Source organism: Pseudomonas sp. THAF187a, from assembly GCF_009363395.1.
Taxonomy (GTDB): domain Bacteria; phylum Pseudomonadota; class Gammaproteobacteria; order Pseudomonadales; family Pseudomonadaceae; genus Aquipseudomonas; species Aquipseudomonas khazarica.
In genome coordinates this window covers 3,212,621-3,228,169 of the sequence record NZ_CP045349.1, presented here as the reverse complement: position 1 = coordinate 3,228,169, position 15,549 = coordinate 3,212,621, and the positions used below count along the sequence as shown (strand labels likewise).

The 15,549-nt window shown below is 65.2% G+C and carries 13 protein-coding genes; 4 read left to right on the top strand and 9 right to left on the bottom strand.

All coding sequences use genetic code 11. From position 1 onward, the window contains the following. Positions 1-29: 29 nt before the first annotated feature. The 6 genes from FIV02_RS15060 to gcl form a co-directional block, all read right to left on the bottom strand. On the bottom strand, positions 30-944 hold the full coding sequence (locus FIV02_RS15060; RefSeq protein WP_152489080.1) for an urea transporter: 915 nt from the start codon (positions 942-944) through the stop codon (positions 30-32). A 135-nt stretch (positions 945-1,079) separates the two neighbouring features. Then, positions 1,080-2,495 (bottom strand): pyruvate kinase, encoded by a 1,416-nt coding sequence (pyk, locus tag FIV02_RS15055; RefSeq protein WP_047588620.1) that lies wholly within the window; start codon positions 2,493-2,495, stop codon positions 1,080-1,082. After that, positions 2,492-3,766 carry a glycerate kinase gene (locus FIV02_RS15050; RefSeq protein WP_152489079.1) on the bottom strand — a complete coding sequence of 425 codons (1,275 nt, stop codon included), beginning with the start codon at positions 3,764-3,766 and terminating at the stop codon, positions 2,492-2,494. Before FIV02_RS15050 ends, pyk begins: the two co-directional genes overlap by 4 nt. Before the next feature lie 421 nt (positions 3,767-4,187). After that, positions 4,188-5,078: a 2-hydroxy-3-oxopropionate reductase gene (locus tag FIV02_RS15045; RefSeq protein WP_037050525.1), complete on the bottom strand. Its 891-nt coding sequence runs from the start codon at positions 5,076-5,078 to the stop codon at positions 4,188-4,190. Positions 5,079-5,208: 130 nt separating this feature from the next. After that, positions 5,209-5,991 (bottom strand): hydroxypyruvate isomerase, encoded by a 783-nt coding sequence (gene hyi, locus FIV02_RS15040; RefSeq protein WP_037050527.1) that lies wholly within the window; start codon positions 5,989-5,991, stop codon positions 5,209-5,211. A 59-nt stretch (positions 5,992-6,050) separates the two neighbouring features. Next, complete coding sequence (gcl, locus tag FIV02_RS15035) at positions 6,051-7,826, bottom strand: glyoxylate carboligase (protein ID WP_037050596.1); 1,776 nt, start codon at positions 7,824-7,826, stop codon at positions 6,051-6,053. 111 nt (positions 7,827-7,937) lie between these two features. On the opposite strand from gcl, the gene FIV02_RS15030 reads away from it, so the two are divergent. Both FIV02_RS15030 and FIV02_RS15020 read left to right on the top strand, forming a co-directional pair. Beyond that, entirely contained in the window at positions 7,938-8,852 is a 915-nt protein-coding gene (locus FIV02_RS15030) for a LysR family transcriptional regulator (RefSeq protein ID WP_152489078.1), read from the top strand. Between the two features lie 327 nt (positions 8,853-9,179). Beyond that, positions 9,180-9,614: a heme-binding protein gene (locus FIV02_RS15020; RefSeq protein WP_037050531.1), complete on the top strand. Its 435-nt coding sequence runs from the start codon at positions 9,180-9,182 to the stop codon at positions 9,612-9,614. Between the two features lie 328 nt (positions 9,615-9,942). On the opposite strand, the gene FIV02_RS15015 is transcribed toward FIV02_RS15020, so the two are convergent. Then, positions 9,943-10,587 carry a TetR/AcrR family transcriptional regulator gene (locus FIV02_RS15015; RefSeq protein ID WP_047588626.1) on the bottom strand — a complete coding sequence of 215 codons (645 nt, stop codon included), beginning with the start codon at positions 10,585-10,587 and terminating at the stop codon, positions 9,943-9,945. Positions 10,588-10,799: 212 nt separating this feature from the next. Between FIV02_RS15015 and moaA the strand changes: the two genes are divergently transcribed. Further along, positions 10,800-11,795 carry a GTP 3',8-cyclase MoaA gene (gene moaA / locus FIV02_RS15010; protein WP_037050536.1) on the top strand — a complete coding sequence of 332 codons (996 nt, stop codon included), beginning with the start codon at positions 10,800-10,802 and terminating at the stop codon, positions 11,793-11,795. Positions 11,796-11,839: 44 nt separating this feature from the next. Beyond that, complete coding sequence (locus FIV02_RS15005; RefSeq protein WP_152489077.1) at positions 11,840-12,679, top strand: transporter substrate-binding domain-containing protein; 840 nt, start codon at positions 11,840-11,842, stop codon at positions 12,677-12,679. Between the two features lie 4 nt (positions 12,680-12,683). Here FIV02_RS15005 and FIV02_RS15000 read toward each other — a convergent pair whose 3' ends face one another. Both FIV02_RS15000 and FIV02_RS14995 read right to left on the bottom strand, forming a co-directional pair. Continuing rightward, positions 12,684-14,150 carry an NCS1 family nucleobase:cation symporter-1 gene (locus FIV02_RS15000; protein WP_152489076.1) on the bottom strand — a complete coding sequence of 489 codons (1,467 nt, stop codon included), beginning with the start codon at positions 14,148-14,150 and terminating at the stop codon, positions 12,684-12,686. A gap of 498 nt (positions 14,151-14,648) precedes the next feature. After that, positions 14,649-15,509, bottom strand: a complete 861-nt coding sequence (locus FIV02_RS14995) for an outer membrane protein OmpK (protein ID WP_152489075.1) — start codon at positions 15,507-15,509, stop codon at positions 14,649-14,651. Between the last annotated feature and the right edge of the window lie 40 nt (positions 15,510-15,549).

Below are 15,549 nucleotides of genomic sequence, written 5' to 3'. Positions count from 1 at the left end.
GGGTTCCCTGAGCGGCTCATGGCGCGATATTAACCTGTCGGTGTGCTGTCCTTCACTGCGCGCTGCCAGCTTTGTGCGCCGGCTCTGATCAGCCAGCAGGTCAGGATGAACGGCATGGTCAGGGCCGGCAGCCCGACGGCGCTGAAACCCGGCTGCAGAATCAGGGCGAGGAGGATGCCCGCTGCCGGTGCCAGCGGGTTGCGGTGCACCTGGGCCAGGGCGATGGCCGCGAGGCTGGCGTTGTAACCAAACAGGCCGGCCAGTGCCCCCTCGTCGGGCCAGCCCTGGGTGATTGCCAGGGCGAGCCCGCCACTCGAGCCGAGCAGCGCCCAGAAGGCCGCACGGCCATCGGCCAGACGCAGGCCGAGCAGCAGGCACAGTCCGGCCAGTGGCGAGTCGAGGAAGATGACCTGGCCGAGGCCGCGCAGCACGGCCAGCAGCAGCTGCGGCGCGTTCAGCTCAGGCATACCGGGGGGCGCTGGTGGTGTGTCGGTCGGCCATTGCAGCTGGGCCGTCAGCGCCAGGAGCAACCAGCCCAGCAGCACGAAGGGGAAGGTGAAGGCCGGTAGCCAGCCCTGTTGGCGCATGCGCTGCATCCAGGGGGCCAGCAACAGGCTGGAAAGGCCGGCGCTGGTGACGATCAGCACGGGCAGCAGTGGTGTCCAGGGCAGTTTCAGGCTGAGCAGCAGGCCGAGCAGGATGCCGTTGTAGCCGTACAGGCCGATGGCGATGTCCGCGGGCGGGTAACCGCGGCGCTGCGCGACCAGGGTCGAGGTCAGACCGCCGAGCAGGGCGCCGGCGAGCAGTTCCGGCGCGCCGACGAGGATGGCCAGCAGCACCAGCAGGCCACAGCCCGGGTGCTGCTGGAGGAATATCTGGGCGAAGCCGCTGAGCAGGGCGCGCAGGCTCTGCAGGGCGGGGTAGGCAGTTGTCAGTGGAAGCATGATCGATGTGCCAAGAGAGCTGTCTCCCCCAACCCCTCTCCCATACGCGGGAGAGGGGCGCCGGCGCGGTGCGTAGCCCGGTTGGAATCCCGGACGGGAGGCTGGGGCATTCCCGGATTTCATCCGGGCTACGCCTCAATGCAGCGTTTCGATCCTCAGGCTGTTGGTGCTGCCTGGCTGGCCGAAGGGTTCGCCGGCGGTGATCACCACTGTCTCGCCGCGCTTGGCCATGCCCTGGGCCTGGGCAATCTCCAGGGCGGTGCTGGTGACTTCCTCGACCTTGCGCAGGCGTTCGTTGACCACCGAGTAGATGCCCCAGGCCACGGTCAGGCGGCGGGCGGTGGTCAGGCTCGGCGTCAGGCTCAGGATCGGGGCTTTCGGCCGTTCCCGCGAGGCGCGCAGGCTGCTGGCGCCGGACTCGCTGTAGTTGACCAGCGCGGCCACCGGCAGGATCGAACTGATGCGGCGAATGGCGCAGCTGATGGCATCGCTGGCCGTGGCTTCGGCCTGCGGACGGCCGACGTCGAGCTGGCTCTGGTAGTCCGGGCCGCTCTCCACCTGGCGGATGATCTTGCTCATCATCTGCACGGTTTCCAGCGGATAGTCGCCGGAGGCGGTTTCTGCCGACAGCATCACCGCATCGGCGCCTTCGGCCACGGCGTTGGCCACGTCGGTGACTTCGGCCCGGGTCGGCGCCGGGGAGAAACGCATGGACTCGAGCATCTGCGTGGCCACTACCACCGGACGGCCGAGCTGACGGCAGGTGCGCACGATGTCTTTCTGGATGCGCGGCACGTTCTCCGCCGGCACTTCCACGCCCAGATCACCGCGCGCGACCATGATGGCGTCGCACAGCCTGGCGATGTCTTCCAGGTGGGTGACGGCCGAGGGTTTCTCGATCTTGGCCATGAGGAAGGCCTTGCCACCGATCAGTTCGCGGGCTTCGATGATGTCCTCGGGGCGCTGCACGAACGACAGCGCCACCCAGTCCACGCCCAGCTCCAGGCCGAAGGCCAGGTCGCGGCGGTCCTTCTCGGTCAGCGGCGATAGCTGCAGCACGGCCTCGGGCACGTTGACGCCCTTGCGGTCGGACAGCTCGCCGCCGGCCACCACGCAGGTGTCCACGGCGTCGCGCTGCTTGCCGGTCACCTTCAGGCGCAGGCGGCCGTCGTCCAGCAGCAGGCTCATGCCCGGTTGCAGGGCCTCGATGATTTCCGGATGGGGCAGGTTGACCCGGCTGGCGTCACCGGGCGTGGCGTCCAGATCCAGGCGCAGGCTCTGGCCGTTGACCAGTTGCACCTTGCCTTCGGCAAAGCGGCCGACGCGCAGTTTCGGCCCCTGCAGGTCCATGAGGATGCCGATGGGCTGGTTCAGCTCGCGCTCCACGTCGCGTACCCACTGGTAGCGCTGGGCATGATCGGCATGTTCGCCGTGGCTGAAGTTGAGACGGAACAGGTTGACCCCGGCCTCCACCAGCTGGCGGATATGCGCGGCGTCGCGAATCGCCGGGCCGAGGGTGGCGAGGATCTTCACTTTCTTGTCAGCGTTCATTGGATTGGGGCCTCGAGAATCAGGAGAGCGCGGAAATCGTTGACGTTGGTACGGGTCGGCCCGGTGACGATCAGCTCGTCGAGGGCGGCGAAGTAGCCGTAGCCGTTGTTGTTGTCCAGTTCGTCGCGGGCCGACAGGCCCTTGATGCCGGCACGGGCATAGCTGTAGGGCGTCATGATGGCGCCGGCGTTGTCTTCGGAACCGTCGATGCCGTCGGTGTCGCCAGCCAGCGCATAGACACCGGGCAGGCCCTTGAGGCTGTCGGTGAGGCTGAGAAGGAACTCGGCGTTGCGCCCGCCGCGCCCGTTGCCGCGCACGGTCACGGTGGTTTCGCCACCGGAGAGGATCACGCATGGCGGCTTGATCGGCTGGCCGTGCAGCTGCACCTGGCGGGCGATACCGGCGTGCACCTTGGCCACGTCGCGCGATTCGCCTTCCAGGTCGCCGAGGATCAGCACCGGCAGGCCAGCCGCCTCGGCCCTGGCGGCAGCGGCGTCGATCGACTGCTGTGGGGTGGCGATCAGCTGGAAGTGGCTGCGGGCGAGTACCGGATCACCCGGCTTGACCGTTTCCGAGCGCGGGTCCTGCAGCCAGCTGCGCACGTTGCTCGGGATGTCTATGGCGTAGCGCGCGAGGATCGCCAGGGCCTCGGCCGAGGTGGTCGGGTCGCCCACGGTGGGGCCGGACGCGATCACCGTGGCTTCGTCGCCGGGCACGTCGGAGATGGCGTAGGTGTAGACGGTGGCCGGCCAGCAGGCCTTGGCCAGACGGCCGCCCTTGATCGCCGAGAGGTGCTTGCGCACGCAGTTCATCTCGCCGATGGTGGCGCCGGACTTCAGCAGCGCCTTGTTGATCGCCTGCTTGTCGGTCAGCGAGATGCCCGCCGCCGGCAGGGCCAGCAGCGAGGAGCCGCCGCCGGAGAGGAGGAAGATCACCCGGTCGTCTTCCGAGAGGTTGGACACCAGCTCCAGCACGCGACGCGCTACGCGCTCGCCGGCGTCGTCCGGCACCGGGTGGGCGGCTTCCACCACTTCGATCTTCTTGCACTCGGCGCCGTGTTCGTAGCGGGTCACCACCAGGCCGCTCACCTCGCCTTGCCACTCCTGCTCGATGACCTCGGCCATGGCCGCAGCCGCCTTGCCGGCACCGATGACGATGACGCGGCCGCTGCGGTCGGCGGGCAGGTGGTCGGCCAGCACCTGGCGCGGATGCGCGGCGGCGATGGCGGTGGCGAACAGGTCGCGCAGCAGGCGTTGCGGATCGAAGGTCATGGCGGTGTTCTCTTGGTCTTGGCTTGAGAGTCGCGCAGCGACGCCTTTCTTCATGGCCTTCTCCTGGCGGGAGCAGGTGGCGCGAGGCGCCGGATGAGGGAGGCGGGCAGGCCGCGTAGGAGTCGATGAGCCGGGGTGCCTGCGCGGCATGTCCGTCAGGGTGATGCTGGATCGATTCCATTCCCCAGGCGCCGCCTGGCAGCACCTGGGGAATGGAATCGACCAACCTGGCAATCGGGCCGTGACACCTCCTGCCAGGAAGGTCGAAAGGGTGGGCGAACAGCAAAGCCCCTCTCCCTGACCCTCTCCCACAAGTGGGAGAGGGGACTTGTTTGGCGTACGCCGAAAATCCGTGCAACGCCAAGCTGCTTGTCTCCCCTCTCACGTTTACGGGAGAGGGGGCGGGGGAGAGGGCGCTGTGTTACTCGCCGCGGATATTGAAGTTGGCCATGTGCTCCAGACCCTTGATCAGGGCGGAGTGATCCCAGCCGCTGCCGCCGAGGGCCGCGCAGGTGCTGAACACCTGCTGGGCATTGGCGGTGTTGGGCAGGTTCAGGCCCAGCTCGCGGGCACCGGACAGCGCCAGGTTGAGGTCCTTCTGGTGCAGGCTGATGCGGAAGCCTGGGTCGAAGGTGCCCTTGATCATGCGCTCGCCGTGCACTTCGAGGATCTTCGAGCCGGCGAAGCCGCCGGACAGCGCTTCACGCACCTTGGCCGGATCGGCGCCGTTGCGGGCGGCGAACAGCAGGGCTTCGGCCACGGCCTGGATGTTCAGGGCGACGATGATCTGGTTGGCCACCTTGGCGGTCTGGCCGTCGCCGTTGCCGCCGACGCGGGTGATGTTCTTGCCCATGGACTGGAACAGCGGCAGGGCGCGTTCGAAGGCGTTCGGGCAGCCACCGACCATGATCGACAAGGTCGCGGCCTTGGCACCGACTTCGCCGCCGGATACCGGGGCGTCCAGGTAGGCGGCGCCGGTGGCCTTGATCTTCTCGGCGAAGGCCTTGGTGGCGGTGGGGGAGATCGAGCTCATGTCGATCACCACCTTGCCGGCGCCGACGCCGCTCGCCACGCCGTTGTCGCGGAACAGCACGTCTTCGACCTGCGGGGTGTCCGGCACCATGACGATGATGAACTCGGCTTCCTGCGCGACTTCCTGCGGGTTGGCCAGGGCGATGGCGCCGGCGGCCAGGAGGTCGGCAGGGGCCGGGTCGTGGTGCTCCGAGAGGAACAGGGTGTGGCCGGCTTTCTGCAGGTTCTGCGCCATGGGTTTGCCCATGATGCCGGTGCCGATGAATCCGATTTTAGCCATGAGAGATAACCTCGTTGTAGGTGATGAGCCGAGCCTGTAGGAGCGTGTTTACCCGCGAAGCGGACACCGCGGTGAGTGGCACCGGCTTCGCCGGTGTTCGCGGATGAATCCGCTCCTACAGGTGCAGCTTTCAGATTGCGTTGTGCGCTTTCATCCAGCCGAGGCCGGCAGCGGTGGTGGTTGCCGGCTTGTATTCACAGCCGACCCAGCCCTGGTAGCCGATGCGGTCCAGGTGCTCGAAGAGGAAGCGGTAGTTGATCTCGCCGGTGCCCGGCTCGTTGCGGCCCGGGTTGTCGGCCAACTGCACGTGGTTGATGGCAGCCAGGTTGGTCTCGACGGTACGGGCGAGGTCACCTTCCATGATCTGCATGTGGTAGATGTCGTACTGCAGGTACAGGTTGGTGCTGCCGACCTTGTCGCGAATCTCCAGGGCCTGGCGGGTGTTGTTCAGGTAGAAGCCGGGGATGTCGCGGGTGTTGATGGCTTCCATGACCAGGCGGATGCCGGCCGCTTCGAGCTTGCCTGCGGCATAGCGCAGGTTGTCGACGAAGGTCTTCTCCACGGTGGCGCAGTCCACACCCTGCGGGCGGATGCCGGCCAGGCAGTTGATCTGCTTGTTGCCCAGTACCTGGGCGTAGGCGATGGCCTGGTCGACGCCCGCGCGGAACTCCTCGACGCGATCCGGGTGGCAGGCGATGCCGCGCTCGCCCTTGCCCCAGTCACCGGCTGGCAGGTTGAACAGCACCTGACTCAGGGCGTTGGCGTCCAGGCGGGCCTTGATCTCTTCTGCCGCGAAGTCATAGGGGAAGAGGTATTCCACACCGCTGAAGCCGGCTTCGGCGGCGGCGGCGAAACGGTCCAGGAAGTCCACCTCGGTGAACAGCATGGACAGGTTGGCAGCAAAACGGGGCATGGTGTCGCTCCTTTCGTGTGTCTCCCCCCGCCCGCAGGCGGGAGAGGGGATGGGTTGCATCAATCCAGCAGCGCGATGGCGGTCGGGGCGTCGACGCCGCGCTCGGCGAGTTCCTCAAACTCGTTGATGGCGTTGATCTCGGTGCCCATGGAAATGTTGGTGACCCGCTCCAGGATCACCTCGACCACCACCGGTACGCGGTGCTCGGCCATCAGGCGCTTGGCTTCGGCGAAGGCGTTCTGCAGCTCGTTCGGGTCGAACACGCGGATCGCCTTGCAGCCGAGGCCTTCGACGACCGCGACGTGGTCGACGCCGTAGCCGTTGATTTCCGGCGCGTTGATGTTCTCGAACGCCAGCTGCACGCAGTAGTCGATGTCGAAGCCGCGCTGCGCCTGGCGGATCAGGCCCAGGTAGGAGTTGTTCACCAGCACGTGGATGTACGGCAGGTTGAACTGCGCCCCTGCAGCCAGTTCTTCGATCATGAACTGGAAGTCATAGTCGCCGGACAGCGCCACGACCTGGCGTGCCGGGTCGGCCTTGACCACGCCGAGGGCCGCCGGAATGGTCCAGCCCAGCGGACCGGCCTGGCCGCAGTTGATCCAGTGACGCGGCTTGTACACGTGCAGGAACTGCGCGCCGGCGATCTGCGACAGGCCGATGGTGCTGACGTAGCAGGTGTCCTTGCCGAAGGCCTCGTTCATCTCCTCGTACACGCGCTGCGGCTTGGCCGGCACGTTGTCGAAGTGGGTCTTGCGCTGCAGCGTACGCTTGCGCTCGCGGCAGCTGTCGACCCAGGCGCTGCGGTCCTTCAACTTGCCAGCGGCCTTCCATTCGCGAGCGACCTCGAGGAAGGCATCCAGCGCCTTGCCTGCGTCGGAAACGATGCCCAGGTCCGGGTTGAACACGCGGCCAATCTGCGTCGGTTCGATGTCGACGTGGATGAACTTGCGGCCTTCGGTGTACACCTCGACCGAACCGGTGTGGCGGTTGGCCCAGCGGTTGCCGATGCCGAACACCAGGTCGGAGGCGAGCAGGGTGGCGTTGCCGTAGCGGTGCGAGGTCTGCAGGCCGACCATGCCGACCATCAGCCGGTGATCGTCGGGAATCGCGCCCCAGCCCATCAGGGTCGGCACCACCGGCACGCCGGTGAGTTCGGCGAACTCGACCAGCTTGTCCGCCGCGTCGGCGTTGAAGATGCCGCCGCCAGCGACCAGCAGCGGGCGCTCGGCCTCGTTGAGCATGGCGATGGCTTTCTCGGCCTGAACGCGGGTGGTGCTCGGCTTGGCCACCGGCAGCGGCTCGTAGGCGTCGATGTCGAACTCGATCTCGGCCATCTGCACGTCGAACGGCAGGTCGATCAGCACCGGGCCCGGTCGGCCGCTGCGCATTTCCTGGAAGGCACGCTGGAATGCGCGCGGCACCTGGCCCGGCTCCATCACGGTGGTCGCCCACTTGGTGACCGGCCCGACGATGCTGGTGATGTCGACGGCCTGGAAGTCTTCCTTGTGCATGCGTGCACGCGGTGCCTGGCCGGTGATGCACAGGATCGGGATGGAGTCGGCGCTGGCCGAGTACAGGCCGGTGACCATGTCGGTGCCAGCCGGGCCGGAGGTGCCGATGCATACGCCGATATTGCCGGCGTTGGTGCGGGTGTAACCCTCGGCCATGTGCGAGGCGCCTTCGACGTGACGAGCCAGGACGTGATCGATTCCGCCGAGTTTCTTCAGTGCAGCGTAGAGCGGGTTGATGGCGGCACCGGGGACACCGAATGCGGTGTCGACACCTTCGCGACGCATCACCAGTACGGCTGCCTCGATTGCTCTCATTCTGGCCATGACCATTGTTCTCCGAGTCGGTGGTTTTTCTTCTTGGGAGCAAGGATGACGGCTGTACCGGAACGACGGAATTGTTGGATACTTCAGTTCTGTCGATATCTGGAGTATCGAATGGACCGCCATACCCTTATCCGTTGTTTCGTGTTGGTCGCCGACAACGGCAGCTTTGCCGCCGCCGCGCTCAGCGAAGGCGTGACCCCTGTAGTGATGGGGCGGCGCCTGGATGCCCTGGAGCGCCATCTCGGCGTCAAGCTGATGCACCGCTCCACGCGTGGCCTGCAACTGACCGACCTCGGCGAGCAGTACCTCGACCGTGCACGCAGCCTGCTCAAGGACTTCGATGAAGCCGATGCCAGCGTGGCCCGCGGCGGCAAGTCGGTGCGCGGGCACCTGGTGGTATCCGCCCCGGCGGCGTTCGGCAGGCGGCACATTGCGCCGCATGCGGCGGCCTTCCTGCTGCGCTACCCGGACCTGAAGCTGTCCTTCAACTTCACCGACAGCCTGGTCGACCTGGTGCGCCAGGGCTACGACATGGGCATCCGCATCGGCGAGGTCACCGACCCCAACTACGTCGCGGTGAAGCTGTTCCCCAATCGCCGCGTGGTCTGCGGTGCACCCGGCTACTTCGAGCTGCATGGCGTGCCGCGCACCCTCGAGGATCTGGCGCGGCACAACTGCCTGGCGTTCAACCTGCAGGGCGGTCAGCAGCGTGGCTGGACCTTCCTGCGCGAAGGGCGTCAGGTGGCGGTGAAGGTGGCGGGCAACCTCGACTGCAATGACGGCGAGCTGCTCTACAACTGGGTCAAGCAGGGGTTGGGCATCGGCTGGCGTTCGACCTGGGAGATCCAGGCGGAGCTCAAGGCTGGCGAGCTGGTGACGGTGCTGGACGATTACGAGATCCCGGCCTACGACATCCAGGCGGTCTATCCGCAGCAGCGTTATCTGCCGGCCAAGGTGCGTTTCTTCATCGACTATCTCAAGGACATCTACAACACGCCGGGGTACTGGGAGAACCGGGCGGACTAGCCCGTATGCTCGATACTTTGATTGTGATTTTCAGATAAAAATATTGTGTACATATTTTATTGATTTTGTGTTTTGTTGTTGCAACAAACCTTCTCTTCAGCTATTGCATAAGGCGCTTATCCATGCCGCACACCTTCAGGGCACCTCTAGAAACGTAGGCGAGGCAGTCAGCGCAAGGCAGAACCAGGCGAAGAAGCGCAGTTTACGTGCTGTAAATGAGCATTCTGAGCCTGTTTTTAACGCCGCGATGGCAACGCAGGTAGTTTATAGAGGTGCCCTTCACCGGCCTGTGCGGCGAATGCCCATTCGCTTTTCTGGAGAACCTGTATGACCACGATCACTCTTTCCACAGCGGTGAACATCACTCGCAATGCCCTGGCCGTCGGGCGTGACCTCAGCGCTGCGCCGCTGACTGTGGCGGTGCTGGATGCCGGCGGCCACCTGATCAGCCTGCAGCGCGAGGACGGCGCCAGCCTGCTGCGCCCGCAGATCGCCATCGGCAAGGCCTGGGGTGCGCTGGCGCTCGGCAAGGGTTCGCGGGCGATCGCCAACGACGCGCAGCAGCGTCCGGCCTTCATCGGCGCGGTGAATACCCTGGCCGAGGGCAGCCTGGTGCCGGCTCCGGGCGGCGTGCTGATTCGTGACGAGCATGGCGCGGTGATTGGCGCCGTCGGCATTACCGGCGACACCTCGGACATCGACGAGCAATGCGCGCTCGGCGCGCTGGAGTCGCTTGGCCTGAAGGCGGATCCCGGGGTCTAGGGATCAGGCAGCCGCCCGGATTTCCTGCGGGTGGCGACCAGGGCGGTGGATCGGCACGGCGCGATCCACCCCATGACGCGGAACAGAACCCTACGTAGGGTGGATGTCGCTTTTCACATCCACCAGAACGGTGCAGCGGTAACCCACGATTCTGCGAGGGCTGGATGCGTAAGGCGCCCCGCGAAGTGTCATGTACGGAGCTGCTACGTAGGGTGGATGTCGCTTTTCACATCCACCAGAACGATGCAGCGGTAATCCGTGGTCTTCCCGACGCCGGATCGGGTGCACGCAGCGTTCCTGCAGAGTCGACGAATGATCCTGCGTCAATCTAGGCGCTGGTCACCAGCTCGGAGGCGCTCGATGGCAGCGGGTCGACGTCACAGCCCTTGAGCACCAGGCGGATGATGGTTTGTGCGGCGGCTTCGTAGTCGGCATCGTCCAGGCTGGCCTTGCCGGTGACGATGGAGATCTGCCAGTCGAAGTCGGCATAGGTCTGGGTCGCGGCCCAGATGCTGAACAGCAGGTGGTGCGGATCGACCGGGGCCATCAGCCCCTGGTCCACCCAGCGCTGGATGCAGGCGATGTTGTGCTTGGCCTGGGCGTTGAGCTGTTCGGTCTGCTCCGGCGACAGGTGCGGTGCGCCATGCATGATCTCGCTGGCGAATACCTTGGAGGCGTGTGGCAGTTCGCGGGAGATGCGGATCTTCGAGCGGATGTAGGCCGTTAGCACTTCACTCGGGTGGCCCGGCTGGTTGAAGGGGGCCGAGGCGGCCAGCAGGGGGTCGACGATACTTTCCAGGACCTCGCGGTAGAGGTTTTCCTTGGATTTGAAGTAGTAGTAGACGTTGGGCTTGGGCAGGCCGGCCTTGGCCGCAATGTCACTGGTCTTGGTGGCGGCGAAGCCCTTGTCGGCGAACTCCTCGCTGGCTGCGCGCAGGATGAGCTCTTTGTTACGCTCGCGAATGCTGGTCATAGGCCCTGTGTTTTCCTTTTCCGCCGGGCGGCGGTCGGGCATGGTAGCACCGGCTCCGCGCGGGGCTCAAGGCAACGGCTGCGGGCTGCCTGGCGCTTATCTGACCCTTGGGTCAAATTGTTGTATACAAGAAAACGCTTTTCTGTTTTTATCCCGCGCAGCAATATCCATGACAAGAAAGTCTCGGCGCGTGACGCTGCAGGAGACCCACCGTGCACACCCATCAACTGGTCGATCCGTTCGGTCGTCGCATCACCTACCTGCGTCTGTCGGTGACCGATCGCTGCGACTTTCGCTGCACCTACTGCATGAGCGAAGACATGCAGTTCGCGCCGCGTCAGCAGATCCTCAGCCTGGAAGAGGCCTATGCCGTGGCCGACGCCTTCATCGCGCTGGGCGTGCGGCGCATCCGCATCACGGGCGGCGAGCCGCTGGTGCGCAAGAACGTCCTGAGCCTGCTGCAGCGCCTGGGCGCGCGGGACGAGCTCGAGGACCTGGCGATCACCACCAACGGTTCGCAGCTTGGCGAGCTGGCGGCGCCGTTGCGTGCAGCGGGTGTGCGTCGCCTGAACATCAGCCTGGACTCCCTGCAGCGCGAGCGCTTTGCCGCCTTTACCCGGCGCGATAAGCTGGAGCAGGTGCTGGCGGGCATCGAGGCGGCGCGTGCTGCCGGGTTCGAGCGGATCAAGCTCAACAGCGTGGTGCAGAGCGGGCGCAACGACGACGAGGTGCTCGATCTGGTCGAGTTCGCCATCGCCCGTGGCCTGGATATCAGCTTCATCGAGGAAATGCCGCTGGGCAGCGTGGTCAGCCACAGTCGCGAGCAGACCTTCTGTTCCAGTGACGAGGTGCGCCGGCGCATCGAGCAGCGCCATGCGCTGGTGCGCAGCAACAAGGTCACCGGCGGGCCGTCGCGCTACTGGCAGGTGGTCGGTACGCAGACCCAGGTCGGTTTCATTTCCCCGCACAGCCACAACTTCTGCGGTGATTGCAATCGCGTGCGGGTCACTGCCGAAGGCAAGCTGGTGCTGTGCCTCGGGCATGACGATGCGCTGGACCTCAAGCGCCTGTTGCGCGCGCATCCGGGTGACGGCGAGCGACTGCGCCAGGCGCTGGTCGAGGCGCTGCGCCTGAAGCCCGAGCGGCACCACTTCGCCAGCGACGAGCAGGTGCAGGTGGTGCGCTTCATGAGCATGACCGGCGGCTGAGACGGCCTGATCGGAATCCCACAACAAAAACAAGGAGGCTCGCAATGAAGCCCGTACGACCCTGTCTGCTGTTTGCCGTTCTGCTGTCCCCCGCTGCCTGGGCACAGACCTACGTGGTGGGGGTGGAGGACCTGCCGTTCGCTCCGCATTACAGCCTCGATGCCGGGGGCAGGTACCAGGGGTTCGCCCGTGAGGTGCTGGACGCCTTCGCCGCCGACAGCGGCATCGACCTGACCTACAGGGCGCTGCCGGTCGAGCAGTTGCTGCCGGCGCTGCAGCGCGGCGAGATCGACTTCAAGTACCCGGACAGCCCGCTCTGGGCCGGCGCGCAGAAGACCGGCATGACGCTGCACTACAGCGCGGCGGTGGTCGATTACGTCGATGGCGTGCTGGTGGCGCCGCAACGTCAGGGGCAGGCGCTGGACAGCATTCATCGCCTGGCCATGGTGCAGGGCTGGACGCCGCGAGGCTACGAGCAGCGCATCGACGACGGGCAGATTCAGCTGAGCTACAGCGACGACCTGCGGCAGATGATCCGCCAGGCGCTGAAGCAGGACACCGATGGCGCCTATTTCAACGTGGTGGTGGCAACCCACTACCTCGACAACATCCGGGCGCGCCCTGGTGCCTTGGTGTTCGACCCCAAGCTGCCGCATACCCGTGGCAGCTTCCACCTGTCGAGCGTGCGTCAGCCGCAGCTGATCGCCCGTTTCGACCGCTTCCTCGGCGAACGCTCGGCCCAGGTGGCGGCGCTCAAGGCGAAGTACCGGGTCGAGGCCAACCTGGACAGCGAGTACATGGGGCTCGAGCAGTGGAAGGTCGACTTTCTCGAACGCCAGAAAGCCAAAGCCGGTGCACAGGCGCCGGCTTCGTCCCCGCGTTGATGGTTCAGGCGCTGGCGTTGGCGCGTTTCAGCGCCTGCGCCTGGCCGTGCATCAGGCCATAGTGCAGCACCGCGCCGAGCAGGGCGCCTAGCAGCCAGGCGTAGCCCGACAGCTGGCTCAGACCGGGAACCCAGACCGAGGCCACCGAGAACAGCGAAGCAACGACGAACGCGACCAGCGCCTTGCGGTTCCAGCCGCCGTCGAAGTAGTAGGCCGAGCCGACCTCGGCGCTGAACAGCTGCTGCAGGTCGAGCTTGCGCCGGCGTACCAGGTAGTAGTCGGCGACGATGATGCCGTACAGCGGCGCCAGTACCGCGCCCAGGGTATCGACGAAGGCGGCGATGCCGACGTTGCTGATGAAGGCCACCCACAGGGCACCGATGAAGAAGGCGATGGCCGCGGTGATGAAGCCGCCGGTGCGGGCACTGATGTGCGCGGGGGCGAGGTTGGCCAGGTCGTAGGCCGGCGGGATGAAGTTGGCCACCAGGTTGATGCCCACGGTGGCGGCGAAGAAGGTCAGCGCGGCGATGATGGTCAGGGTCAGGTTGTCGACCCGGGCGACGATGTCGGTCGGATTGGTCAGCGTCTCGCCGAACACCACCACGGTGCCGGCGGTAATCACCAGGGCGATCAGCGAGAAGAACGCCAGGCTCACCGGCAGGCCGAGGAAGTTGCCGATGGTCATCTGCCTTTCGCTTTTGACGAAGCGGGCGAAGTCACCGTAGTTGATTACCACGGCGGCGAAGTAGGCGACCATGGTGCCGACTACGGCGAAGAAGGCGGCCACCGGCCCGGCGGCATAGTCGCCGCTGCCACGGAAGATGTTGCCCAGCTCGCCCAGCAGGCTCGGCCCGGCCTTGTACCAGATCATGATCATCAGGGCGATCATCACCACATAGACCAGCGGGCCGGCCCAGTTGAGGAAGCGGGTGATCCAGCTCATGCCGCAGATGAACAGGCCGACCTGGAACAGGCAGACGATCACGTAGGACAGCCAGCCGATGGCGGTCAGGCCGAGGTACAGGGCGGGTTCCTGCGGTTGCAGCAGCGAGTTGAGCAGCAGCGCCACGGCGGTGGAGGCGAAGTAGGTCTGCACGCCGTACCAGAAGATGGCGACGATGCCGCGTACCAGTGCGGGAAAGTTGGCGCCGCGCACACCCATGCTGGCGCGGGCGAACACCGGGAAGGGGATGCCGTACTTGACGCTGGGCTTGCCGGTCAGCTGGACCAGGCCCATGACGATGAAGCCGGCCAGCACGATGCCGGCCAGCACCGCCCAGCCATTGAGCCCGTAGGAGATGAACAGTGTCGCGGCGAGGGTGTAGCCGAACAGGCTCTGGATGTCGTTGGACCACACGTTGAATATCTCGAACCAGCCCCAGGTGCGCTTCTCCGGCGCCAGTGGAGCGAGGTCCTCGTTATGCAGCGTGGGGTCGATCTGCTTGATGCGAAAGTCGTCAGTGTCGGACATGAACCGCTCCCAGTATTGTTCTTGCGCACGGTGGCGTATGAGGAGGTTTGCCTGCAGGTTTCATTCCGCTTTTGTATGCGCTTCGTGACTGGGTTTGTGTATACAGCCACTTCGACAGTATTTCGGATGGAACCTGAGTGTCTTGTACACATAAAAAACCTTGATGAACATGGTTTTCTTGAAGATTGAACACAAAAGTAATAGATATTGTGATCAAAAACTTGACCGTATGATCAGTTTCATGCATGGAAAGAGGTAAGCCTCAAGGTGGCAGCAGGGTTGCGGATCTGCACCGATACGGTGCCGGGGTGACATGCGCGGGTCGCAATGGTGCGCTGCGGATCGGCGCGCGGCTGCGCGCTGCAGCCGAGGCAGGTGTGTCCGGGGCCCCAGGGGCTCGCCCGAAACGAAGAAAAGGGGGAAGGGCGCGAACGCCGATCCCCCCTTTACCCGGCCGCTGTCCCTACCCGACATCGGCCAAGTGCGTTGCGGCAGTGCTCAGAAGTGGTACTTGACCAGTGCCTGCACGGCGGTCTGGTCGAAGCGGTCACCCGATCCGTCTACCGGTTTCACGCCGTACTTGGCGCGCCACATGTTCACTTCGGTGCCAACGTAGAGCTGGCGCTCCTTGCCGAACAGCGCCTTGCCCGCATCCCACTTGATCTGGATCGAGGAGCCTACCGAGGTCTGGGTGCCGGCATCGCGGGACGGTGAGCGCCAGTCGACGAAGCCATCCACCAGGAAGTCCTGTTCGCCCAGGCTGAACGGATAGGCCGCGCTGACCGTCAGCTGGGTCGCATAGCCGTTGCTGTTGCGGTCGGCGAAGAAGGTGTGGTTGTTGATCTTCACCTGGTACAGGTTGGTCTTGAAGAAGTTGAAACCCGGTACGTCCCAGTCCAGGCCGATGCCGTACAGGTAGTTCTCCGGCCCTGGGCCGCCTTCGCCTTTCTCGTAGGTGAAGGCGGCATAGACGTCCTTGATCGGGCCGACGGCCAGCTCCTGCCCGGTCAGCCAGCTCAGGCTCACGCGCGGGGAGAACTCCATGTAGTAGAAGGAGTTGCGCTCGTGCTGGCGGAAGCTGCCGTTGTCGAAGCTGCCGCGCGTCTGCACGTTGTCGGTACGGATGTAGTCGAGGAAGTAGAAGATGTCGCCCCAGGCCCAGCCACTGGCATGCTCGAAGGTGAAGGTGGTCTGGGTGCGCTGCTCTTCGCCGTTGAAGTTCATGCGCTGGAAGTTCTCGCCGTACAGGTAGGACAGGCTGTTGTCCTGCCAGTGCAGCAGGTCGCCGGCAAGCGCCTGCTGACCGGAGAACAGTCCGGCAGAGAGGGCGAAGCAGTGAGGCAGATGCTTGAGTTTCATGGGTTTTCCTTGTTCTTTTGACGTGCAGACGGGTACCCCC